The sequence below is a fragment of the Marinicauda algicola genome, assembly GCF_017161425.1.
Taxonomy (GTDB): domain Bacteria; phylum Pseudomonadota; class Alphaproteobacteria; order Caulobacterales; family Maricaulaceae; genus Marinicauda; species Marinicauda algicola.
The window spans coordinates 1,037,310-1,060,351 of the sequence record NZ_CP071057.1 but is presented as its reverse complement, the minus strand read 5'-3'; the positions used below and the strand labels follow the sequence as shown (position 1 = coordinate 1,060,351).

The following is a 23,042-nucleotide window of genomic DNA, read 5'->3' as shown; positions in this document are numbered from 1 at the left end:
CTACAGCTCCCGCTCGGCGCGTTGGCCGGTCGCCGGCGCCTCGCGTCCCGACAGCGTCAGCGCCGCGCGCGCCGCCATGGACAGGCCCTGCAGGATCATCATCACGGCGAACACGGGGATCGCGGTCTTCAGGAGGAAGACCAGCGGCAGCCCGTCGCTCTCGCGCGAGCGCTCGAGGATCCGCCACGCCCCGCCGACATAGCTGCGCGAGGTCATCAGGATCAGCACGCACATCGGCACCAGGGCGAGATAGTAGCCGGCAAGGTCGGTCCAGGCTTTCCCCGCCTGCGACAGCCTGGTGTAGACTATGTCCACGCGCACGTGCCCGCCGTGCAGCAGGGTGGAGGCCGAGGACAGCAGGAAGAGCAGGGCGTGGAAGTAGATCACGCTCTCCTGCAGCTTGGTCGAGGACGCGCCGAACACATAGCGCTGGATCACGACCGTGACTGTGATCAGCACGAGGGCGAGGGCGAGCCAGCGCACCGCGTCCGCGAGGGTCTCGCTGATCGCGTCGATCGCTCGCGCCGAGCGGTCGAGCAGTGCCGCGATGGCGTCCGGTAGCGGCGAGATACGCGCCCAGAGTGCCGCGATGAGCGGCAGCAGCAGCAACGGGCTCAGCACCAGGCCCGCACGCAGGAGCCACCGGCCGGCGCTCTGCCCGGTGGACGACAGATGGGTCTGCAGCGCGGCCTGCACGGCCCCGCCGCTCGCCCCGTCGATCCCGATGAGGGCGAGGCTTGCCGCGACGATCGAGAAAAGGAGCCAGTCCCCCGCACGCATGGATCAGCGGCCGAGCACGCGGTCGCGCTGGCGGTAGTAGGGCGCCTCGGAGACATTCGCCCAGTCGCGGATCAGCCGGCGCGCATTGATGTAGCTTTCATAGACCCGGCGCGAGATCGGGTCGGCGTTCGCGGTGTCGGCGACGACCTGCTCCGCGATGCGCCCGACTTCCAGCCAGATCTCGTCGGAGAAGGCGCGCAGCTGCACCCCGTGCTCGCCGGTCAGCGTGTTGAGCGCGAGACCGTTCTGGTAGTTGAACTCGGCAAGGCTCTGATTGTTGGCCGCGTGGCAGGCGCTCTTCACGATCGCCTTCTGGTCGGCGGGCAGCGACTCCCAGACGCCGAGATTCATGCCCATGGCGAGCGCGGAGCCGGGCTCGTGGAATCCGGGACCGTAATAGAAGGGCGCCTCGCGGTAGAAGCCGAAGGCGAGATCGTTCCAGGGCCCGACCCACTCGGTCGCGTCGATCGCGCCGGACTGCAGGGCCTGGTAGATCTCCCCGCCCGACAGGGCCACGGCCGCGCCGCCGAGCTGGCGGATCACCTCGCCGCCGAGGCCGGGGATGCGCATGCGAAGCCCGCGGAAGTCCTCGAGCGTGTTGATCTCGCGCTTGAACCAGCCGCCCATCTGGTGGCCGGAATTGCCGGCCTGGAAGGGCTGGATGTTGAACGGGTGGGAGAGCTCGTTCCACAGCTCCTGGCCGCCGGCGAACTCGACCCAGGCCATGATCTCGTAGGCGGTCATGCCCATCGGCACGGCGCAGAAGAAATTGTAGGCCGGCGAACGGCCCTGCCAGTAATAATCGGCCGCGTGATACATGTCCGCGACGCCGTTGGAGACCGCGTCGAAGACCTCGAACGCGCCGACGATCTCGCCCGCGCCGTAGACTTCCACCTCGAGCGCGCCGCCGCTCATCTCGGTGATCAGCCGGGCGGTACGCTCGGCCGCGGTTCCGAGGCCGGGAAAGCCCGGCGGCCAGGTCGTCACCATCCGCAGCCGGCGCGTGCGCCCGCGATTGACGGCCGGCGCGGCGGGCTGCTCGCCGGCCTGCTCACCGCCCTGCGAACACGCCGAGGCGGCACCGACGGCCGCGATCCCGGCCGCGCTCAGGAATGTGCGACGATCCATTCTCGTCTCCCCCGTTATCGTATCTCCCGCGCGCAGGGCGCGGAGCGGCCGGTTGATCCGGCCCTGTCCTGGAAGCGGCGCGCGCCGTGCTAGCGCAGCGCCCCGTAGGAGGTTTTGGCCTGACGTTCCTCCTCGGTCAAACGTCTCCAGCCCGTCGGATCGAGAATCTCCAGCGGGCGGTAGCGCGCCTTGTAGTGCATCTTCGCACTGCCGGGCACCCAGTAGCCGAGATAGACGTAATCGAGCCCGTCCTCCTGCGCGCGCCGGATCTGGTCGAGGATCATGAAATTGCCGAGGCTGCTGGCCTCGAGGTCCGGGTCGAAGAAGGAATAGACCATCGAGTAGCCGTCGGAGAGCTCGTCGACCAGCGCGGCGGCGACGAGGAAGCCGTCCTCGTCGCGATATTCCACGACATCGGTGCGCTGGGCGCCGTCCTCGACCATGCTGGCGAACTCGAAGAAGTCCATTCCCGCCATGTCGCCGTCGCCGTGGCGCGCGTCGAGATAGCGCGTCAGCAGGGCGTACTGCTCCGGGCTCGCCTCCGCCGGGGCGGGGGTGCGCGTCAGGTGGGCGTTGCGCTTCAGGGTGCGGCGCTGCGTCCGGGTCAGCTGCACCTCGCCGACGGGCACGCGCGCCGACTTGCAGGCCGCACAGCGCTCGCAGGCGGGCCGGTAGAGGATCGACTGGCTGCGCCGGAAGCCGACATGGGTCAGCGCGTCGTTGAGCGCCGCGCCCTCGCCGGCCTCGATCTTGGTGAACACCTTCCGCTCCAGCCGGTCGGCGAGATACGGGCAGGGCGCGGGCGCCGTCAGGAAGAAGGGCAGCTGTTTGGTCGTGAAAGGGTGCGTCACGCGTCGGCTCCCAGGGCAGACGGCAGGAGAATGTCAGAGCTTCGCGGCCCGATCAAAACCTCAGTCCGGAATTGAGCCATACGAATACCGTGAAAACGATCCAGATCAGAAGCGAGAGCGGCAGGCCCGCCTTCACGAAGTCGGTGAACTTGTATTTGCCCGGCCCCATTACCAGAAGGTTCGTCTGGTAGCCGATCGGGGTGGCGAAGCAGGTATTGGCCGCGAACAGCACGGTGAGTGCGAAGAGAATCGGGTCGGCCCCGGTCTGCTCGGCGGCATTGAGCGCGATCGGGGTGAACAGGATCGCGGTCGCGTTGTTGGAGAGGACGTTGGTCAGCGCCGCGACGAGGAAGAACAGCGCCGAGAGCAGGGCCACGGTGCCGAACGGCTCGAACAGGGCGACGACGCCCCAGGCGAGCACTTCCGCACCCCCGGTGGCCTGCAGGCTGGTGCCCAGCGCGAAGGCCGAGCCGATCAGCAGATAGACCTTGATGTCCACCGCGCGCGCCGCCTGGCGCACGTTGAGGCAGCCGGTGGCGAGCATCGCGGCGGCCCCGAGCACCGAGGCGATGACGATCGGCAGGAGCCCGCTCGCCGCGGCCAGGATCACGCCCCCGAAGATGACCCGCGCGGCCATCGCGCGGCGCGGGTCGGGCAGGTCGCTCGTCGCCCATTCCACGAGCAGCAGGTCGCGGTCCGCGCGCAGCTTGCGCATCGATTCCGACGACCCGAAGAGCAGCAGGACGTCGCCGGCCTCGAGCCGGATCTCCCCCATCCGCGCGCGGAACATGCGAGAACGGCGCTGGACGCCGAGCACGATCGCGCCCACCGCGTGGCGGAAGCCGATCTGGCGGATCGTGCGGCCGATGAGGCGCGAGCCGGGCGAGACGATCGCCTCGGTCACCGCGAGGCGTTCGCCGGGCGCGGGCGCCTCGCCCGGCCCGGCCGCGCGCAGCATGCCCTTCAGGAAGTCGGCGCGGCTGGCCAGCAGGTCGGTCAGCGTCTTGCGGGTCGCCGCGATGATGACCACGTCGCCGCGCTGCAGCTCGACATCGTCGAACGGGGGCAGGATGGCGTTTTCGCCGCGCTGGATCATGCGCACGGTTACGTCCGGCAGGTCGGGGAACATGCCGGCCACCGGCTTCTGGCCGATCAGGGGATGGCCGGTGTCGACCTCGATCTGGGCGATGTACTGCTTGCCCCCGGAGGTGCCGGTCAGCTCGGTCTCCATGTCCGCGCGCTTGGGCGTGACGTACGGCAGGATGAAAGCGACATAGAGCAGGCCGAAGCTCGCCAGGACGAGGCCGGGCAGGGTGGGGGTGAAGAATTCCAGCTCCAGCCCGGAATTGTTGCGCAGCGACTCGGCGACCAGGAGGTTGGTCGAGGAACCGATCAGCGTCGTCATGCCGGCCAGGATGCACACGAAGCTGAGCGGCATCATGTAGAGCGAGGGCGAGGCCTTCTCGCGCGCCGCGATCGCCCCGAGGATCGGGATGAACATCACCACCACGGGCGTGTTGTTGATGAATGCCGAGACCGCGAACACGAACAGGAACAGCACGAGGACGGTCAGCCGCGGCCGCACGTCGTACATCGCCAGCATGGACCTCGTGGGTCCCTCCAGCGCGCCGGTCTGGAAGATGCCCTGGCCGATGACGAGCAGGGCGAGGATGGTGATGAGGGCCGGGTTGGCGAAGCCGGCCAGCAGCGCGCCGGCATCGGGCCCGCCCACGAAGTGGAAGAAGACCAGGCTCGCCGCGACGATCACCGCCGAGACGAGTTCGATGGAAAAGCGTTCCCAGCAATAGAAGACGATGGCCAGCGATACGCCGGTCAGCACCGCCCACATCCGCCAGTCTTCGATGGCAGAGAGTTGTTCCATGCCCGTCCATCACAGCCCGCGCCCCGGTCGGGGCCGAGTCGGCATGCTAGACGGCGCCGGGTGTTGAGTAAAAGCCCGGGCTGCGGGGCCTAGAGCGAGTGGCCGGGCGGTATGACGGGCGCTTCGCGCAGCAGGATGATCGACAGCCGCCGGTTGCCGGCCAGGAACGGATCGTCGGGGAAGAGCGGTTCCGACCCCGCCTTGCCGGAGACCTCCGCGATGCGGTGCTCGGCGATGCCGGAGCGCGTGATCACTTCCAGCGCGGCATTGGCCCGGGCGGCGGAGAGCTCCCAGTTCGACGGCCCGCTCGCCGAGGCGGGGGAGGCGTCGGTGTGCCCGGAGATCGACAGCCGGTTCGGCAGGCGCGCGGCGACCTCGGCGACGGCGCGCAGCAGCACGACCGCCCGCTCGTTCGGTTCAACCGCACCGGGCTCGAACATGGAGCGCCCTTCCTCGTCGATCAGCTGGATGCGCAGGCCCTCCGGCGTCTCGTCGACGATGATGTGACGCGACAGCTCGGAGAGTTCGGGCATTTCCTGCAGCGCCTGGCGCAGGCTCATCTCGGCGCTCTCGAACTCGGCCGCCTCGCGGCGCGCGAGCGCGTTGGCGAGCGCGTCCTGGGAGACGTCCGGCCGCCCGTCGCTGCCATCCGCGGCCTCGGACGATTCCTGCTCGCGCACATTCTCGTTGCGCACGGCTTCCGGCGCGAGGCGTTCCACCACGGAGGCCGAGCCGGGTCCGCGCACGCCCTCGTCGCCGAAATCGGTGCCGGCGAGCAGGCCGCCCGAGCCGGAGGTCGACGGGCTGACGCTCGCCGGGGCGAAATAATCCGCGATGCCGCGCTTCTGCTCGGGGTCGGCGGTGGCGATCAGCCACATCAGCAGGAAGAAGGCCATCATCGCCGTCACGAAGTCGGCATAGGCGACTTTCCACGCCCCGCCGTGGTGAGCGTGATGGCCGCCCTTCTTGACTTTCTTGATGATGACCGGTTGATCCGACGCCATTGCCATCCACCCTCTGTTCCAGTCAGGCGATACCACCGACAGGGTTAAGGCTGCGTTTCGGCGGGCAAGAAGCGGGAGATAACGGCTTGAAACGGCAACGGGCCTTTCGCGAGGCACTCTCGCGCTTTCCCACCGGGGTGACGCTGGTCGCCACGATGGACGGGCGCCGTGCGCGCGCGATGACGGTCAATTCCTTCTCCTCGGTCTCGCTCGAGCCCGCCCTGGTGCTCTGGTCGCTCGGCCGCGACAGCGCCCGCTACGCGCTGTTCCGCCACGCGCCGACCTTCGGGATCAACGTGCTCGCCTTCGACCAGGTCGAGCTGTCCACCCGGTGCGCGCGCCAGGACGATCTGAACGGTGCGGGAGCGCAGTGGACCGAACGCGAGAGCGGGGCGGTTTTTGTGGAGGGCGCTATCGCGCGCTTCGACTGCCGGGTGACGGCGGTGCACGAGGCGGGCGATCACGAGATCATCGTCGCCCAGGTGCTCGACTTCGACACCCCGCGCGAAGCGCCCGCCCTGGTGTTCAACCGTTCGGCCTACGGGCAGATCTGACGCGAAGGAGAGAACTCCATGGCGAAGCTCGCATTTCTCGGTCTCGGCGTGATGGGCTATCCAATGGCCGGCCATCTGGTGAAGGCGGGCCACGAGGTCGCCGTCTGGAACCGCACCGCGCGCAAGGCGAAGGACTGGGCCGGCGAGTTCGGCGGCCGGGCCGCCGCGACGCCGGAAGATGCCGTGCAGCAGTGCGAGTTCGCCTTTCTCTGCCTCGGCGACGATCCGGACGTGCGCGAGATCGCCGAACCGCTCCTCGAGACGATGGAGGCGGGCAGCGTTCTCGTCGACCACACGACCGCCTCGGCCGAACTCGCCCGCCAGCTGGCGCAGATCGGGGAGGGGACGGGCGTCGCCTTCGTCGACGCCCCGGTCTCCGGCGGGCAGGCCGGCGCGGAGAACGGCAAGCTCTCCATCATGTGCGGCGGGAACGACGAGGCCTTCGCCCGTGCCGAGCCGGTGATGCAGGCCTACGCCAAGGCGATCACCCATGCCGGGCCGGCCGGCTCGGGCCAGCTCGTCAAGATGGTCAACCAGATCTGCATTGCCGGCGTGGTGCAGGGGCTGTCGGAGGGCCTGCACTTCGCCAAGCGTGCCGGGCTCGATCCGGAGACGGTGGTCAAGGCCATCTCCAAGGGCGCGGCGCAATCCTGGCAGATGGAGAATCGCTGGCAGACCATGGTCGAGGGCGAATTCGAATTCGGTTTCGCGGTCAACTGGATGCGCAAGGATCTTCGCATCGCGCTCGACGAGGCGCGGCGCAACGGCTCGCGCTTGCCCGTGGCGGCCCTCGTCGATCAGTTCTACGCTGAGGTCCAGGCGATGGGCGGCGGCCGCTGGGACACGTCGAGCCTCATCGCCCGGCTGGACAATGCCGACGCGAAAAAGGACTGACGCTTGCGCCTCATCGAACTGTCCATGCCCGACGGCGACCGGGTCCAGCAGGTTCTGAAAGCCACGCTGCAGACCGAGCCCGTCGATCACCGGCTGACCGAGCCGGACGATCGCGGCCGGCGCCTGCTGCGCCTGCTGTTCAAGACCGGGGACGGGCAGAAGGCGATCGACGCCATCTCGGCGATCCTCGAGGACGAGACCGACTGGCAGCTCGTGGTGATCCCGATCGAGGCGAGCCTTCCCAAGATCCCCGAGGAGGATGAGACGCGCCAGCAGCAGAAGACCCTCGCCCTGCGCGAGGAGATCTATGACGACATCTCGCGCGGCGGCCGGCTCAATCGCGATTACCTCCTGCTGACCCTGCTTTCCACGCTGGTGGTGGTGTTCGGCATGGCCGCCGACAACGTGGCCGTCGTGATCGGGGCGATGGTGATCGCGCCGCTGCTCGGCCCCATCCTCGCCTTCTCCTTCGGCTCCGCGCTGGGAGACCTTCCGCTGATGCTGAAGGCCGCGCGCACGGCGATCGCCGGCCTGTCGCTGGGGCTCGCCGTATCCTTCCTCATAGGGCTCACCCTGCCGCTCGATCTCACGTCGCAGGAGCTGATGACGCGCACCGTCGTGGGCCTCGATTCCCCTGTGCTGGCGCTCGCGGCCGGCGCCGCGGCGGCGCTGTCGATCGTCACGGGCCTGCCTGCCGCGCTGGTCGGCGTGATGGTCGCGGTCGCGCTGCTGCCGCCCGCGGCGGCCGCGGGCCTCTTCGCGGGGGCGGGGCTGTGGATGCTTGCCGCCCGCGCGCTCCTGCTTCTCTTCATCAACGTCGTCAGCGTCAATCTCGCCGCCCTGGTGGTGTTCTTCCTCAAGGGCGTGCGCCCGCGCACCTGGCTGGAGCGGCGGGCCGCCAAGCGCTCGGTCTATGTCAATGGGGCCGTCTGGTTCGCCCTCATCGTCGCGCTGACCATGATCGCGGCCCATTTCGCCGCCCAGCCCGCGGCCGTACTGCCGTGAGCGTCGCACTGGTCTTCCAGCTGCTGGACTATGCCGGCGTGTTCTTTTTCGCCTTTTCCGGCGGGATGATCGCGGCGCGAAAGAGCCTCGACCCGTTCGGCGCGGCGATCGTCGGCGCGGCGGCGGGCATGGGCGGGGGCACGCTGCGCGACATCCTGCTCGGCCAGCTGCCCGTCTACTGGGTCGACGCGCCCGAGTATCTCGCCATCGCGGTCGCCGGCGCGCTGACGGGCTATTACGGCTCGACCCTGCTGTCGACCGGCACCGGCGCGCGCCGCGCCGCGCTCGCCTGGGCCGACGCGGTCGGGCTCTCGGTGTTCTGCGTGCTGGGCGCGCAGGCCGGACTGGCCGTCGGGGCGCACTGGGCGATCGCCATCCTCACCGGCGTGATGACCGCCGCCTTCGGCGGGCTCGTGCGCGACGTGCTCGTCAACGACGTGCCGCTGGTGCTGCGCGAGGAGATCTACGCGCTCGCCGCGCTCGCCGGAGCGGCCGCCTATGTCGCCGCGCTCGCGCTGGCGCTGCCGGCCGGAGCCAGCGCGGTCGGCGCGGCGCTGCTCGCCTTCGCCATCCGCGCCGCCGCCATGCGGTTCGGCTGGACGCTGCCATCGATCGGGCGGATCGACTGAGGCTCAGAGCCCGTCGAGCGCCGCGACGAGATCGCCGACCAGGTCGGCCTCCGCCTCGATGCCGCAGGACAGGCGCACCAGGTCGTCCGGGGTGGGACTGTCGGGCCCCTCGATCGGCTTTCGATGCTCGATCAGGCTTTCCACCCCGCCGATGGAGGTCGCCTGGATGAAGACCTGCGTCGAGGCGGCGAGTTTTCCGGCCGCCGCGAAGCCCCCCTTCAGCCGGAGCGAGAGGAGGCCGCCATACCCGCCCGTCATCTGACGCGCGGCAATGGCGTGACCGGGATGGGTCGCAAGGCCCGGATAGAGCACGTGGCTCACCGCCGCATGGTCCCGCAGCGCCCGGGCGAGGGCCATCGCGTTCGCGCTCTGGCGCTCGAAGCGCACGAAGAGGGTGCGCAAGCCCCGGACCAGCAGCCAGCTCTCGAACGCGCCGGGCGTGGCGCCGGAAAGGCTCGCGATCTCGCCGAGACGGGTCCAGCGCGCGTCGGTCTCGCGCGTCGCGACGACGCCGGCGAGCACGTCGGAATGTCCGTTGAGATACTTGGTCGCCGAATGCATCACGAGGTCGGCGCCGAGATCGAGCGCGCGCGTCGTGCACGGCGGAGCACACGTGCCGTCGACCGCCAGGATCGCCCCGGCTTCGTGGGCCGCCCTCGCGCAGGCCGCGATGTCGAGGATCGTCCAGGACGGATTGGCCGGCGTCTCGATCCAGACGAGTTCGGTGCGCCCGGGCTCGATGGTTCCGGCAAGGCTTTCCGGCGCGTCCGGGTCGAACCAGGAGAGGGTGATCCGCCCCGTCGCGGCGAGGCGCGCGAGCAGCTTCCTCGTGCCGTGATACATCCGGCTCTGCGCCACCACGTGACCTGCCGGCGCCACGGTTTCGAACACCGCCGAGGCCGCGCCGAGGCCGGAGGCGAAAAGCCGCGCCGCCTTCGCACCTTCAAGGGCCGCGACGATCGCGGCGGCATGATCGGCGTTCGGCCCCTGCGGGCGGGCATAGTCGCGCGGGCCGATCAGCTGGTTGCCGGCATCGCGCGCGAAGGTCGTCGCCGGGTGCAGGGGCGGGATGACCGCGCCGGTCTCGGCGTCGATATGATGCAGCGCCTGCGCGGCGAGCGTCTCGGGGCGTCTATCCATTGAGAACCCGCGCCGCCCGCGGGGCGAAATAGGTCAGCACCCCGTCCGCGCCGGCGCGCTTGAAGGCCATCAGGCTTTCCATCATGACCCGCTCGCCGTCGATCCAGCCATTGGACGAGGCCGCCTCGATCATCGCGTACTCGCCGGAGACCTGGAAGGCGTAGGTCGGCATGCCGAACTCCATCTTCACCCGCGCGACGATGTCCAGATAGGGAAGGCCGGGCTTGACCATCAGCATGTCCGCGCCCTCCTCGATGTCCATGGCGACCTCGCGCAGGGCCTCCTGCGAATTGCCCGGGTCCATCTGGTAGGTCTTCTTGTCGCCCGACAGCGCCTTCGCCGAGCCGATCGCGTCGCGATAGGGCCCGTAGAAGGCCGAGGCGTACTTGGCGGCATAGGACAGGATCAGCGTGTCGGCCTGTCCGGCCTCTTCCAGCGCCGCGCGGATCTTGCCGATCCGCCCGTCCATCATGTCGGAGGGGGCGATCACGTCGCAGCCCGCCTGCGCGTAGATCACCGACTGCTCCTGGAGGCGCTCGATCGTCTCGTCGTTGAGGACCTGGCCGTTCTTCAGCACCCCGTCATGGCCGTGCGTGGTAAAGGGATCGAGCGCGACGTCGCACACGATCCCCACCCCCGGCGCGGCATCCTTCATCGCCTTGACCGCACTGGCGACGAGCCCGTCCGGATTGAGCCCCTCGCTTCCCGTCTCGTCCTTCTTGCCCGGGTCGACATGGGGGAAGATCGCGATGGCCGGGATGCCCAGGCGTTCGGCCTCCTTCGCCGCGGCGGCGGCCGCCTTCACCGACAGGCGCTCGATTCCCGGCATGGACGGAACCGGCTCGGTGGGATCGGCGCTGTCGGAGACGACGAGCGTCCAGATGAGGTCGTCCGGCGTCAGCGTGGTCTCGCGCACCAGGCGGCGGACCCAGTCGTGCTGGCGAAGCCGCCGCAGCCGGGTGTTGGGAAACTGGGGCATTCTGGTCTATCTCGCGTGTCGAATCCGGTGGGAAGCTTGCCCGGCGAAGACGCCGGCGTTAGGCAACGTCCCGCGTGTTTTAAGGAGAAACTCCGTGCATTTCGAGCTTAGCGAAGAGCAAGGCCTGATAAAGGACGCGGCGCGCAAGTTCGCCGAGGACCGCCTGAAGCCCAATGCGGCGAAGTGGGACGAGGAGAAGATCTTCCCCGTCGACGTCCTGAAAGAGGCCGCGGAGATGGGCTTTGCCGGCATCTACACGCGCGATGATGTCGGGGGCTCGGGCATGACGCGGCTCGATGCGGCGATGATCTTCGAGGAGCTGTCGCGCGGCTGCGTCTCTACCGCCGCCTTCATCTCGATCCACAACATGGTCTCCTGGATGATCGACACCTGGGGCAATGAGGACCAGAGGAAGCAGTGGCTGCCGAAACTGACCGCCATGGACCTCATCGGCTCCTACTGCCTGACCGAGCCGGGCTCGGGATCGGACGCGGCGAGCCTGCGCACCAGGGCGGTGCGCGACGGCGATCACTACGTGCTCAACGGCTCGAAGGCCTTCATCTCCGGGGCCGGGACGTCCGACATCTACGTGGTGATGTGCCGCACGGGCGAGCAGGGCGCGAAGGGCATCTCCACGCTCGTGGTGGAGAAGGGCACGCCCGGCCTCTCCTTCGGTGCCAACGAGAAGAAGATGGGCTGGAACTCCCAGCCGACGGCCGTCGTGACGTTCGAGGACTGCCGCGTGCCGGTGGAGAACCGCCTCGCCGAAGAGGGCGAGGGCTTCCGCATCGCCATGAACGGGCTGAATGGCGGGCGCATCAATATCGGCGCGTGCTCGCTCGGCGGGGCCAGCGAGGCCTACGACCAGGCCCGCGACTACGTCACCGGGCGCGAGCAGTTCGGCAAGCCCATCGCGGCCTTCCAGGCGACGCAGTTCAAGCTCGCCGACATGGCGACCGAGCTCGATGCGGCCCGCCTGATGCTCTACCGCGCCGCCGACGCGCTCGACCGCAAGGACGCCAGCGCCCCGAAATACTGCGCCATGGCCAAGCGCTTCGCGACGGATATTGGCTTCAAGGTCGCCAACGACGCGCTGCAGCTGCATGGCGGCTACGGCTATCTCAAGGACTATCCGATCGAGCGCATCGTGCGTGACCTGCGGGTCCACCAGATCCTGGAAGGCACGAACGAAATCATGCGCGTCATCATCGCGAAGGACCTGATCTGATGACCGAAGACGTCAAGACCTGGAAGACCGGCGATGTCGGCCGGATCACGCTGAACCGCCCGAAGGCCCTCAATGCGCTGAACCAGGACATGGTCACGGCCATGATCGAGGCGCTGACCGGATGGGCGGATGACGACGACGTGAAGGCGGTCGTCGTCGACGGGGAGGGCGAGAAGGGTTTCTGCGCCGGCGGCGACATCAAGATGCTCGCCGAGAGCGGCAGGGCGGGCGACGACCGCGCCTGGCGCTTCTGGCGCGACGAATACCGGCTCAACACCCTGATCAAGGAATACGCCAAGCCCTATGTCGCCCTGATCGACGGCATCACCATGGGCGGCGGCGTCGGGGTGTCGGTTCACGGCTCCCACCGCGTGGCCGGCGACCGGACCCTGTTCGCCATGCCCGAGACCGGCATCGGCTTCCACCCGGACGTGGGCGGGGCGTACTTCCTGCCGCGCCTGGCCGGTGCGCTCGGGACCTGGATGGGCCTGACCGGGGCCCGCCTGAGGACGGCCGACGCGATCGCCGCGGGCGTCGCGACCCACTACGTGCCGAGCGAGCGAAACGGCGAGCTGATCTATGCGCTGGAGACCGAGCGCCTGGACGATGACGGCGAGCGCATCGAGGAGCTGCTGGACGGCTTCGGCGGCGATGCCGGCCACAGCGATCTCGCCCACGCGCGCGGGCTGATCGATGCGGCCTTCGGGCGCGAGAGCGTGGATGCCATCCTGTTCGCGCTCGACGAGGCGGGCGATGCCTGGTCGGCGAAGCAGGCCGGCACCCTGCGCTCGAAGTCGCCGACATCGCTCAGGGTCACGCTCGAGGCGCTCAGGCGCGGTGCCGATCTCGATTTCCGCGGCGTGATGACCCAGGACCTGCGCGTCTCGATGCGCTTCCTCGCGCCGGGTTCGGACTTCTACGAGGGCGTGCGCGCGGTCGTGGTCGACAAGGACAATGCCCCGAAATGGGCGCCCGCGCCGACGGGTACCGAGATCGAAGCCTTCTTCGGACCGCTCGATGGCGAGCACGAGATGACGTTCATTTGAGGAGCAGGGACATGGCCCGCATCGCATTCATCGGCCTTGGCAACATGGGTTCGGGCATGGCCGCGAACCTCGTCAGGGCCGGCCACGAGGTTCACGCCTACGATCTGAACGCCGAGGCGGTCAAAGCGCTCGAGGCGAAAGGCGCGACGGGAGCCGCCAGCCTCGCCGAGGCGGTCCGCGGCGCGAAGGCCGTCGTCACCATGCTGCCCGCCGGCAAGCATGTGCGCAGCGTCTATGAGGGCGAGGACGGCATCCTCAATCTCGCCGAGCCCGACGCCATCCTGATGGACTGCTCCACGATCGACGTGGACTCCGCCCGCCATGTCGCGAGCGAGGCGGAGAAGAAGGGCATGGCCTTCGTCGACGCGCCGGTGTCCGGCGGCGTCGCCGCCGCCGAGGGCGGCACGCTGACCTTCATGGTCGGGGGCAGCGAGGAAAATGTCGAGAAGGCGAGGCCCTATCTCGCAGACATGGGCAAGGCGGTGATTCGCGCGGGCGATGCGGGCGCGGGCCAGGCGGCCAAGATCTGCAACAACATGCTGCTCGCCATCCACATGATCGGCACGTGCGAAGCGATCAATCTCGCCCAGAAGCTCGGCCTCGACGCACAGAACTTCTTCGACATCGCGTCCAAGGCCTCCGGGCAGTGCTGGTCGCTGACGAGCTATTGCCCGGTGCCGGGCCCGGTTCCGGCCGCGCCCTCCAACCGCGATTACAAGCCCGGCTTCGCTGCGCCGATGATGCTCAAGGACCTGCGCCTTGCGATGGATGCGGCCGGATCGGTGGAAGCGTCCACGCCGATGGGTAAGCGCGCGGAAAATCTTTACACCGCCTTTACCGAAGCGGGTGGGGATGATCTCGACTTCTCCGGCATCATCAAGATGCTCCGCGGGGAGATCGGCGAGAAGCCGTGATGAAATTGCGAGGCGTTGGCAGGACTTAGCCGCGACAATCGGTCTCCACCCGTTTCCGATGACGGGGCGGATCGTTTATGTCAGGCTGATGAAAACGAGATGAGGAGCCGCCACTCCCCGGCGGCGAGAACGATGAATTACAAAGACGCCTTCACCTCCGCCGTGGCTCGGGTTCGGGCCGAAGGCCGCTACCGGGTATTCGCCGACCTCCTGCGCAATCGGGGCAAGTTCCCTCGCGCCCGCTACCGGGAAGCGCAAGGCGAGGTGAAGGACGTCACGGTCTGGTGCTCCAACGACTATCTCGGCATGGGCCAGAGCCCCTGCGTCATCGGCGCGATGAAGCAGGCGCTCGACGATGTCGGGGCCGGGGCGGGCGGCACGCGCAACATTTCCGGCACGACCCATTACCACGTGGAGCTGGAACGCTCGCTGGCCGACCTTCACCAGAAGGAAGCCGCGCTGCTCTTCACCTCCGGCTACATCGCCAACCAGGCGACGCTCGCCACGCTCGGCAAGATCCTGCCCGGCCTCATAATTTATTCCGATGCCCTGAATCATGCCTCGATGATCGAGGGCGTGCGCCAGGCCGGCTGCGAGAAGCATGTCTGGCGCCACAACGACGTCGCGCACCTGGAGGAGCTGCTGAAGGCCGCGCCCAAGGATGCGCCCAAGGTGATCGCGCTGGAGTCGGTCTATTCGATGGACGGCGATATCGGCCCGCTGGAAGAGGTCTGCGACCTCGCCGACAGGTACAATGCGCTGACCTATCTCGACGAGGTCCACGCCGTCGGCCTCTACGGCCTGCGCGGGGCGGGCGTAGCCGAGCGCGACGGCTTGATGGACCGGTTCGACATCATCGAGGGCACGCTCGGCAAGGCCTTCGGCGTCATGGGCGGCTATATCGCCGCCGATGCGGTGATCTGCGATGCGATCCGCTCCTGGGCGCCCGGCTTCATCTTCACCACCTCGCTCGCCCCCGCGATCGCGGCGGGCGCGCGTGCGAGCGTGGAATTCCTCAAGAGCGCAAACCATCTGCGCGAGGCCCATCAGGAGCGCGCCGCGACGCTGAAGGCGCGCCTGAAGGCCGAAGGCTTCCCGGTCATGGACTCGGTCACCCATATCGTGCCGGTCCACGTCGGCGATCCGGTGCTCACCAAGCGCCTGACCGACGCCCTGCTCGACGAGCACGGCATCTACGTCCAGCCGATCAACTATCCGACCGTGCCCAAGGGCACCGAGCGCATGCGCTTCACGCCGACCCCGCTGCACACCGACCAGATGTTCGACGAACTCGTCGAGGCGCTGCGGGCGGTCTACGCCAAGCATGCCCAGGTGCGCATCTCGGGGATCGCGGGATGAGCTCGAAGCGCGATCCGTCCGCGGGCCGCGAGATCATCTTCGAGTTCCAGTCCGTCGGCGAGGCGGTACGCGTGGCGGCGATCGACGTCGAGACGGGCGAGGAGGTCGTCATCCAGGGACCGGTCACGACCGGCCAGGAGGAACTCGAACGCGTCGCCGCCCGCAAGCTGATGCGCCGACTCGAGCAGGTTTCGAAGGAGTCCGACGAAAAGAAAACGCCCCCGCGCGGCGGCGGGGGCGTCATCGTCTAGTTGAGTATAAACGCGATTACTTGGACGCGCGCTTCTTGCGTCCGCCGCGGCCGAGGCCGATATCCTTGGCGAACTGCGAGCGGCGGCGCGAATAGGCCGGGGCGACCATCGGGTAGTCGGCCGGCAGGCCCCACTTGCGGCGGTATTCTTCCGGGCTCATGTCGTATTGCGAGCGCAGATAGCGCTTGAGCATCTTCAGCTTCTTGCCGTCTTCCAGGCAGACGATGTAGTCGTCCTGCACCGATTTCGACACCGGAACGGCGGGCTTCTGCTTGGTCTCGGCCTTCTCTTCCTCCTTAGAGGAGAGCGAACGCATCGTGGAGTAGATCGACTTGATCATCTCCGGGACGTTCTCCGAAGGAATAGAATTATGCGTAAGGAAGGAGGCGACGATGTCGGTCGTCATCCGGAGGATTTCTTCCTGGTCGACGGTGCTGGTTTGCTCTTCAGTCATTGCCAATCCTGTTTAACGTTGCAGAATCGCGCGGAATAACGCGCCTTGTCGCCTCTATATTGGTTCGCAGCATGCTGCACAAGTGATGTTTCGAGAAAAAATGCAGACTTCGTTCCCGCTTCAAGAATTGCCGCTGTCGTTGATGCGCGACCTCAAGCAGTCGTTGCCCGAAATTAAGCGGTCCTGCGGTGTTGTCGGCGTGCGCCCGGAGCCGTATGTCTGTGCCTGAGCACGAGACAGGGAGCGAGCCGATGCCCGACGATCAGTCCAAGAGCCTTCAGCAGTCCTTCTTCGGTGAGAGCCTCGCCGCGCGCGACCCCGAGCTCGCCGATGCGATCTCCAGGGAGCTGCGCCGCCAGCAGACGCAGATCGAGCTGATCGCCTCGGAAAACATCGTCTCGCGCGCCGTGCTGGAGGCGCAGGGCTCGCCGCTCACGAACAAGTATGCCGAGGGCTATCCCGGCAAGCGCTATTACGGGGGCTGCGAGTTCGTCGACATCGCCGAGGAGCTGGCGCGCGATCGCGCGAAGCGCCTCTTTGGCGCGGCCTACGCGAACGTGCAGCCCAACTCGGGCAGCCAGGCCAACCAGGCGGTCTTCCTCGCGCTCCTGAAGCCCGGCGACAGGATTCTCGGGCTCGACCTGTCCGCCGGCGGCCATCTGACGCACGGCGCGCGCCCGAACATCTCCGGCAAGTGGTTCGAGGCCCATCACTACGGGGTGAGGCAGGACGACCACCTCATCGATTACGACGCCCTTCGCGACCAGGCCCGCGAGCTGAAGCCCCAGATGATCATCGCCGGCGGCTCGGCCTATCCGCGCACGATCGATTTCGCGGCCTTCCGCGAGATCGCCGACGAGGTCGGCGCCTATCTCATGGTCGACATGGCCCATTTCGCCGGCCTGGTGGCCGGCGGCGCCTATCCCAACCCGGTCCCGCACGCCGACGTGGTCACCACCACGACCCACAAGACGCTGCGCGGCCCGCGCGGCGGCATGGTGCTCTCGCGCGACGAGGAGATCGGCAAGAAGATCAACTCGGCCGTCTTCCCCGGCCTGCAGGGCGGCCCGCTGATGCACGTGATCGCCGCGAAGGCCGTCGCCTTCGGGGAGGCCCTGCGCCCCGAGTTCAGGACCTATGCAAAGGACGTGATCGAGAACTGCAAGGCGATGGCCGGTGCGCTCACCGAGCGCGGCTACGCGCTCGTCTCCGGCGGTACGGACAGCCATCTCGCGCTCGTCGACCTGCGGCCTAAATCGCTCACCGGGGACATCTCGGAGAAGGCGCTCGAACGCGCCCACATCACCTGCAACAAGAACGGCGTCCCCTTCGACCCGGAGAAGCCGACGGTGACCTCCGGGCTGCGCATCGGTTCGCCCGCCGGCACGACGCGGGGCTTCGGCAAGGCCGAGTTCGCGCGCGTCGGCGAGATGATGGCCGAGGTGCTCGATTCGCTGAGCGTGAACCGTGAGGGCGACGCGCAGGTCGAGGCGCGGGTCCGCGAGGAGGTGATCGCGCTTTGCGAGCGCTTCCCGATCTATTCAGAACTCGGCTAGGAGAGGCGCCTTGCGCTGTCCGTTCTGCAGCCATCCCGACACGCAGGTGAAGGACTCCCGTCCCGCCGAGGACGGGCAGGCGATTCGCCGCCGGCGCCAGTGCCCGTCCTGCGCGGCCCGCTTCACCACGTTCGAGCGGGTTCAGCTGCGCGATCTCAACGTGATCAAGAGCGATGGCAAGCGCGTGCCCTTCGACCGGGACAAGCTGATCCGCTCCATCCTGCTCGCCACGCAGAAGCGCGCGATAGACCGCGACAAGCTCGAGCAGATGGTCTCCGGCATCGTGCGCCGCCTGGAGAGCGGCGGCGATCCGGACATTCCCTCGAAGACGATCGGCGAGATGGTGATGGAGGGGCTCAAGAACCTCGATACCGTCGCCTATGTCCGCTATGCCTCGGTCTACAAGGACTTCCGCGAGGTCGCCGACTTCTCCGACTTCATCAAGGGCGAGAAGCTCGGGTCCAGGACGAAGCCCGGCGCGCGCAGGGACGAGGACGAGTAGCTCGCCATGGAGGTGGTGCTCAAGCTCGCGACCTCGCTGGACGGGCGCATCGCCCTCGCCAACGGGGAGAGCCGCTGGATCACCTCGGAAGAGGCCCGCGCAGAGGTGCACCGGCTGCGATCGCAAGCCGACGCGATCCTGACCGGCCGCGGTACCGTCGAGGCGGACGATCCGCGCATGGACGTGCGCGACGTTGAGGGATTTCACGGGCCGCAGCCGGCGGTCGCGGTGCTCGACACGCACTGCCGGGTCCGCCCGCAGGCCCGGATCTTCGCCGCCGGACGCGAGCGCTTCGTCTTCTGCCGCGGCGACGCGCCCGGCGCGCGCGCCGAAGCGCTGCGCAGCGCGGGCGTCGAGGTGGTGGCCTGCCCGGGCGAAGCCGGCGTCGTCTCGATCGACGCCGCTCTGAGCGAACTCGACGGGCGCGGTTTCGCCTGCGTCCTCATCGAAGCCGGTGCCGCGGTCGCGGCCTCGGCGCTGCGCGCGCGCGGGCTGACCCGCATCGAGTGGTTCCGCGCTCCGATCGTGCTCGGCGGCGATGCGAGGCCGGTTTTCACAGGCCTCGGGCTTGAGAGCCTCGCCTCGGCCCCCAGATTTGTGCGTGCGGGCGTGCGCGAGTGCGGCCCGGACATCCACGAAACCTACGAACTGGACCGCTGATGTTCACCGGCATCGTCACCGCAAAGGGCCGCATCGCCAGGATATCGGGCGAGCGCGACCGCCGCTTCGAGATCGAGTGTCCCTACGATCCCGCTGGCATCGCGCTCGGGGCGTCCATCGCCCATGCCGGCGCCTGCCTCACCGTGGTCCATGTCGCTCCGGTCGCCGACGGTGCGCGCTATGCCGTGGAGGTGTCGCCGGAAACGCTGAGGCGCACCACGCTCGGCGCCTGGCGCGAGGGTGACAGCGTCAATCTCGAGCGCCCGCTGAAGGTGGGCGACGAGCTTGGCGGCCACATCGTCCAGGGCCATGTCGACGGGGTCGGCGAGGTGGTCTCTGTCGAGCGGAGCGAGGGCTGGCTGACGCTGCGCGTGCGCGCGCCGGGAACCCTGTCGCGCTTCATCGCGGAGAAGGGCTCGATCGCCGTCGACGGCGTCTCGCTCACCGTCAACGCGGTGGAGGGCGCGGTGTTCGACCTGATGATCATCCCCCATACCGCGAAGGTGACGACGCTCGGCGCGCTGAAGCCGGGAGCGCACGTCAATCTTGAGGTCGATGTCATGGCGCGCTACGCCGCGCGTCTCGCCGGCCAGGCCGGCTGAACGGAAAGACCAACGTGACCGATACCGCCACCCGCACCGATACCCCGCTCTCGCCCATCGAGGACATCATCGAGGATGCCCGCAACGGGCGCATGTTCATCCTCGTCGATGCCGAGGACCGCGAGAACGAGGGCGATCTCGTCATTCCGGCCCAGTTCGCCACGCCCGAGCAGGTCAACTTCATGGCCAAGTACGGGCGCGGCCTGATCTGCCTGGCCATGACGCGCGAGCGCTCCGAGGCGCTCGGCCTGCAGCTGATGAGCGGGCACAACCGCTCGCGCCAGTCCACCGCCTTCACCGTCTCGATCGAGGCCCGCGAAGGAGTGTCCACCGGCATCTCCGCGCACGACCGCGCGCGCACCATCAACGTGGCGATCGATCCCACCAAGGGTGCCGAGGACATCGTCAGCCCCGGCCACGTCTTCCCGCTTATGGCGCGCGACGGCGGCGTGCTGGTGCGTGCCGGCCATACCGAGGCCGCCGTCGACGTCGCGCGCCTGGCCGGCATGAACCCGTCCGGCGTGATCTGCGAGATCATGAACGATGACGGCTCGATGGCCCGGCTTCCCGACCTGATCGGCTTTGCCCAGCGCCACGGGCTGAAGATCGGCACGATCGCCGATCTCATCGCCTACCGCAGGAAGCACGACCGGTTCGTGGAGCGCCGCCTCGACAGCGAGGTGACCACGAAGTGGGGCGGGCCGTTCCGGCTCACCGTGTTCCGCTCGCTGGTCGACAATGTCGAGCATGTCGCTCTGACCAAGGGTGCGATCTCGCCGGCCGCGCCGGTCCTGGTGCGCATGCACAAGGTGAGCTTCACCGACGACGTGCTGGCCGCTGCCGGCGCGCGCGAGGGTCTGGTCGAGGAAGGCATCAAGGCGCTCGCCGCCCATGACGGGCCGGGCGTCATGGTCTTCATCCGCGAGACCAACCCCGCCGCCATCACCGAGCGCTTCGGCGGCGCGCCGGTCGATCCCGATCACGCGCGCGAGGCCCGGCGCCTGCGCGAATACGGCGTCGGCGCGCAGATCCTGCTCGATCTCGGCGTGCGCAAGATGATCCTCCTGTCGACTGCGCCGCAGAAGATCGTCGGACTTGAAGGATACGGGCTGGAGGTTATTGAACAGCGCGAGATCGAAGGACACTGACCATGGCTGCCAAGAAAGTCCTCCTCGTCGCCGCGCCGTTCTACGAGGACATCACCGAGGAACTGCTGAAGGGCGCGCGCGCCGAGCTCGATGCGCAGGGCGTCGCACACGAGACCTTCGAGGTGCCCGGCGCGTTCGAGATCCCCGGCGTCATCGCCCAGGCCGAGGCCGGCAAGGCCGGCTTCGACGGCTATGTCGCGCTCGGCTGCGTCATTCGCGGCGAGACCAGCCATTACGACTATGTCTGCGGGGAGTCCGCCCGCGGCCTGATGGACCTCTCCCTGAAGGGTGTCGCCATCGGCTACGGCATCCTCACCGTGGAGAACATCAAGCAGGCGCGCGTGCGCGCCCATGTCGACGAGAAGAACAAGGGCAGGGACGCGGCCCAGGCCTGCCTGACGATGATCGAGGCGCGTGCGCGCTTCGGGGCGAAGCGATGAGCGAGACCGCCTCCCAGTCGCGCGCGCGTCTTCGCCGCTCGGCCCGGCTGGCCGCCGTCCAGGCGCTCTACCAGATGGAGCTGACCGGGGCCGGGGCGAGCGAGGTGACGCGCCAGTTCCGCGCGCACCATTTCGGCCATGCAGGCGAGCCCGGCGAGTATATCGAGGCCGACGAGGACTTCTTCGAGGACCTGCTCGCCGGCATGGTCAAGGCCCAGGACGAGGTCGATGCCGGCATCCGCGAGACGCTGAAGTCGGGCTGGCGCCTGTCGCGCCTGGATGCGACGCTTCGCGCCATCCTGCGTGCGGGCGGCTACGAGCTCCTCGTACGTACGGACGTTCCGGTGGGCACGGTGATCAACGAATACGTCGACATCGCCAACGCCTTCTATGACGGGCCCGAGCCGGGCTTCATCAATGCCTCGCTGGAGAACTTCGCCCGCAAGGTCCGTCCCGGCGAGGTGCGCACGGCGCAATAGCCGGGAGTGGCGATCATGAGCGGTTTCGGCGAGTTCGAGTTCATCGCACGCCTGCTCGCCCCGCTCTCGAAGGGCCATGCGGGGGCCTTCGCGCTGAAGGACGATGCCGCCGTCATCGCGCCGCGTGCGGGCCACGAGCTCGTGGTCACCGCCGACGCGCTCGTTGCGGGGCGCCATTTCCTCGAGAGCGACGACCCGGCCCTGGTGGCGCGCAAGGCGCTGCGGGCCAATCTCTCCGATCTCGCCGCGATGGGCGCGACCCCCCTCTGGTACATGACGAGCCTCGTCTGGCCGCTCGGCACCGACCGCGCGCTGCAGGCCCGTTTCGTGGAGGGGCTGAAGGCCGACCAGGAACGCTTCGGCCTGACCCTGATCGGCGGCGACACCACGGCGGGCGAGGGGCCCTTCACCGTCGCCGTCACCGCGTTCGGCGAGGTTCCGGCGGGCAAGGCGGTCACCCGTGCCGGCGCGAGACCCGGCGACCGGCTGGTCGTCACCGGCGCGATCGGGGATGCGGGGCTGGGCCTCGCCCTGGCGCGCGGCGAACGCGCGCTCGACGGCGAGGCGGCCGCGGCGCTGCTCGAACGCCACTACCTGCCCACGCCGCGCATCGCGCTCGCCCCGGCACTGCGCGAACATGCCCGCGCCGCGATCGATGTCTCCGACGGGCTCGTCGCCGATGCCGGACATGTCGCCGCCGCGAGCGGCCTCGCCCTCGCGCTGCGCCTCGAGGACATGCCGGTCTCGCCAGCGGCCGGGGAATGGCTCGCAAGCCAGCCGGACGAGGCGGCGGCCCGGCTGCGCCTGGCGACCTCCGGCGACGATTACGAACTCGCCTGCGCGCTCGCGCCCGAGCGCGTCGACGCCTTCATCGCCGCCTGCCGGGAGGCGGGGGTCGAGGCGAAGCAGGCCGGCATTTTCGGGGCCGGGGAAGGTGTCACGGTGTCCTTCGAGGGCCGGACGCTGCCCGTGGAGCGGGGCGGCTTTACGCATTTTTGAGGCCCGGCGGGTAGTCTGCCTGCATGTTCGCGCGTCCGATCCTCGCCGCCCTCCTGGGGGCAGGCCTCGCCGCGCCGGCGCTCGCCGGCGCCGGGCCCTCTGCGCCCGCCGGGCCGGGGGAGGGGGCGCGGGCCAACGTGCACGTCTCATCCTTCCGCCTTCCCAACGACATCACCGAGCAGACACGGGCGATCGAGGAGGCCTTCGCGCCGCCCGAGGCGGGCACCTATGTCGACCTTCCCAGCATCAACGTGCCGGTCGTCCGCGGCGGCGCCCTTCAGGGCTATGCCTTCGTCATGGTGCGCCTGCACCTGGGCGACGGCGTGGATGACTGGCGCGTGCGCGACCAGTCCCATTTCCTGCTGGACTCCGCCGTGCGGGCGGCCCACCGCGCGCCGTTCCAGCACGCCGGCGCCGAGGCCTATGACGACACCGCCACCCGCGCCGCCCTGGAGGCCGCGTTGACGGCCCATCTGCCGCCCGCGACCCTCGCGCGCATCGAGCTGCTCGGCGGCGACGTGCGCCTCGTCGGGCGCTGAGCCCCGGCGCGGGCGCAGG

At 68.7% G+C, this 23,042-nt stretch carries 26 protein-coding genes; 18 read left to right on the top strand and 8 right to left on the bottom strand.

The window, feature by feature from the left end:
• From JW792_RS05275 to JW792_RS05255, 5 genes are all read right to left on the bottom strand, one after another.
• Complete coding sequence (locus tag JW792_RS05275; protein ID WP_135996708.1) at positions 1-780, bottom strand: TRAP transporter small permease subunit; 780 nt, start codon at positions 778-780, stop codon at positions 1-3.
• Between the two features lie 3 nt (positions 781-783).
• A complete protein-coding gene (locus JW792_RS05270) occupies positions 784-1,908 on the bottom strand; it encodes a TRAP transporter substrate-binding protein (protein WP_135996710.1) in 1,125 nt (374 codons plus the stop codon).
• Between the two features lie 89 nt (positions 1,909-1,997).
• Positions 1,998-2,759 carry an arginyltransferase gene (locus tag JW792_RS05265; RefSeq protein ID WP_135996712.1) on the bottom strand — a complete coding sequence of 254 codons (762 nt, stop codon included), beginning with the start codon at positions 2,757-2,759 and terminating at the stop codon, positions 1,998-2,000.
• Positions 2,760-2,811: 52 nt separating this feature from the next.
• A complete protein-coding gene (locus tag JW792_RS05260) occupies positions 2,812-4,641 on the bottom strand; it encodes an SLC13 family permease (RefSeq protein ID WP_135996714.1) in 1,830 nt (609 codons plus the stop codon).
• Between the two features lie 89 nt (positions 4,642-4,730).
• On the bottom strand, positions 4,731-5,651 hold the full coding sequence (locus JW792_RS05255) for a flagellar motor protein MotB (RefSeq protein ID WP_192900988.1): 921 nt from the start codon (positions 5,649-5,651) through the stop codon (positions 4,731-4,733).
• An 80-nt stretch (positions 5,652-5,731) separates the two neighbouring features.
• Between JW792_RS05255 and JW792_RS05250 the strand changes: the two genes are divergently transcribed.
• From JW792_RS05250 to JW792_RS05235, 4 genes are read left to right on the top strand one after another with little or no spacing between them, the layout of a single operon-like run.
• Positions 5,732-6,199 (top strand): flavin reductase family protein, encoded by a 468-nt coding sequence (locus JW792_RS05250; protein ID WP_241095065.1) that lies wholly within the window; start codon positions 5,732-5,734, stop codon positions 6,197-6,199.
• Positions 6,200-6,217: 18 nt separating this feature from the next.
• The gene (locus tag JW792_RS05245) at positions 6,218-7,093 is read left to right on the top strand and encodes an NAD(P)-dependent oxidoreductase (protein WP_135996718.1); all 876 of its coding nucleotides are present in this window, start codon (positions 6,218-6,220) and stop codon (positions 7,091-7,093) included.
• 3 nt (positions 7,094-7,096) lie between these two features.
• Positions 7,097-8,098: a TIGR00341 family protein gene (locus JW792_RS05240; protein WP_135996720.1), complete on the top strand. Its 1,002-nt coding sequence runs from the start codon at positions 7,097-7,099 to the stop codon at positions 8,096-8,098.
• On the top strand, positions 8,095-8,727 hold the full coding sequence (locus JW792_RS05235; protein ID WP_135996722.1) for a trimeric intracellular cation channel family protein: 633 nt from the start codon (positions 8,095-8,097) through the stop codon (positions 8,725-8,727). Before JW792_RS05240 ends, JW792_RS05235 begins: the two co-directional genes overlap by 4 nt.
• Positions 8,728-8,730: 3 nt before the next feature.
• Here JW792_RS05235 and JW792_RS05230 read toward each other — a convergent pair whose 3' ends face one another.
• Positions 8,731-9,867: a trans-sulfuration enzyme family protein gene (locus tag JW792_RS05230; RefSeq protein WP_135996724.1), complete on the bottom strand. Its 1,137-nt coding sequence runs from the start codon at positions 9,865-9,867 to the stop codon at positions 8,731-8,733.
• Positions 9,860-10,846 carry a porphobilinogen synthase gene (gene hemB / locus JW792_RS05225; RefSeq protein WP_135996726.1) on the bottom strand — a complete coding sequence of 329 codons (987 nt, stop codon included), beginning with the start codon at positions 10,844-10,846 and terminating at the stop codon, positions 9,860-9,862. The genes JW792_RS05230 and hemB overlap by 8 nt, the downstream gene beginning before the upstream one ends.
• A gap of 94 nt (positions 10,847-10,940) precedes the next feature.
• On the opposite strand from hemB, the gene JW792_RS05220 reads away from it, so the two are divergent.
• From JW792_RS05220 to JW792_RS05200, 5 genes are all read left to right on the top strand, one after another.
• Entirely contained in the window at positions 10,941-12,074 is a 1,134-nt protein-coding gene (locus JW792_RS05220; protein WP_135996728.1) for an isobutyryl-CoA dehydrogenase, read from the top strand.
• Positions 12,074-13,120 (top strand): enoyl-CoA hydratase/isomerase family protein, encoded by a 1,047-nt coding sequence (locus JW792_RS05215; protein ID WP_135996730.1) that lies wholly within the window; start codon positions 12,074-12,076, stop codon positions 13,118-13,120. Before JW792_RS05220 ends, JW792_RS05215 begins: the two co-directional genes overlap by 1 nt.
• 11 nt (positions 13,121-13,131) lie before the next feature.
• Positions 13,132-14,034 carry a 3-hydroxyisobutyrate dehydrogenase gene (gene mmsB / locus JW792_RS05210; protein ID WP_241095064.1) on the top strand — a complete coding sequence of 301 codons (903 nt, stop codon included), beginning with the start codon at positions 13,132-13,134 and terminating at the stop codon, positions 14,032-14,034.
• Between the two features lie 132 nt (positions 14,035-14,166).
• Positions 14,167-15,393 (top strand): 5-aminolevulinate synthase, encoded by a 1,227-nt coding sequence (gene hemA, locus JW792_RS05205; protein ID WP_192900989.1) that lies wholly within the window; start codon positions 14,167-14,169, stop codon positions 15,391-15,393.
• Entirely contained in the window at positions 15,390-15,644 is a 255-nt protein-coding gene (locus tag JW792_RS05200; RefSeq protein ID WP_192900990.1) for a DUF6898 family protein, read from the top strand. Before hemA ends, JW792_RS05200 begins: the two co-directional genes overlap by 4 nt.
• Before the next feature lie 16 nt (positions 15,645-15,660).
• Here JW792_RS05200 and JW792_RS05195 read toward each other — a convergent pair whose 3' ends face one another.
• On the bottom strand, positions 15,661-16,098 hold the full coding sequence (locus JW792_RS05195) for a Ros/MucR family transcriptional regulator (protein WP_135996736.1): 438 nt from the start codon (positions 16,096-16,098) through the stop codon (positions 15,661-15,663).
• Positions 16,099-16,349: 251 nt separating this feature from the next.
• Between JW792_RS05195 and glyA the strand changes: the two genes are divergently transcribed.
• The 9 genes from glyA to JW792_RS05150 are packed head-to-tail and all read left to right on the top strand — an operon-like array spanning position 16,350 to position 23,023.
• Complete coding sequence (glyA, locus tag JW792_RS05190) at positions 16,350-17,654, top strand: serine hydroxymethyltransferase (RefSeq protein WP_135996738.1); 1,305 nt, start codon at positions 16,350-16,352, stop codon at positions 17,652-17,654.
• A 10-nt stretch (positions 17,655-17,664) separates the two neighbouring features.
• Entirely contained in the window at positions 17,665-18,156 is a 492-nt protein-coding gene (nrdR, locus tag JW792_RS05185) for a transcriptional regulator NrdR (RefSeq protein WP_135996740.1), read from the top strand.
• A gap of 6 nt (positions 18,157-18,162) precedes the next feature.
• Positions 18,163-18,816, top strand: coding sequence for a RibD family protein (locus JW792_RS05180; RefSeq protein WP_135996742.1), 654 nt, complete (start codon positions 18,163-18,165; stop codon positions 18,814-18,816).
• Positions 18,816-19,418 carry a riboflavin synthase gene (locus tag JW792_RS05175; protein WP_135996744.1) on the top strand — a complete coding sequence of 201 codons (603 nt, stop codon included), beginning with the start codon at positions 18,816-18,818 and terminating at the stop codon, positions 19,416-19,418. Before JW792_RS05180 ends, JW792_RS05175 begins: the two co-directional genes overlap by 1 nt.
• 14 nt (positions 19,419-19,432) lie before the next feature.
• Positions 19,433-20,566 carry a 3,4-dihydroxy-2-butanone-4-phosphate synthase gene (ribB, locus tag JW792_RS05170; protein ID WP_135996746.1) on the top strand — a complete coding sequence of 378 codons (1,134 nt, stop codon included), beginning with the start codon at positions 19,433-19,435 and terminating at the stop codon, positions 20,564-20,566.
• A gap of 2 nt (positions 20,567-20,568) precedes the next feature.
• Complete coding sequence (gene ribH, locus JW792_RS05165) at positions 20,569-21,006, top strand: 6,7-dimethyl-8-ribityllumazine synthase (RefSeq protein ID WP_135996748.1); 438 nt, start codon at positions 20,569-20,571, stop codon at positions 21,004-21,006.
• Entirely contained in the window at positions 21,003-21,485 is a 483-nt protein-coding gene (gene nusB / locus JW792_RS05160; protein WP_135996750.1) for a transcription antitermination factor NusB, read from the top strand. The genes ribH and nusB overlap by 4 nt, the downstream gene beginning before the upstream one ends.
• 15 nt (positions 21,486-21,500) lie before the next feature.
• Positions 21,501-22,484 (top strand): thiamine-phosphate kinase, encoded by a 984-nt coding sequence (gene thiL / locus JW792_RS05155; RefSeq protein ID WP_135996752.1) that lies wholly within the window; start codon positions 21,501-21,503, stop codon positions 22,482-22,484.
• Positions 22,485-22,507: 23 nt separating this feature from the next.
• Entirely contained in the window at positions 22,508-23,023 is a 516-nt protein-coding gene (locus tag JW792_RS05150) for a hypothetical protein (RefSeq protein ID WP_135996754.1), read from the top strand.
• The last annotated feature ends 19 nt before the right edge of the window (positions 23,024-23,042 follow it).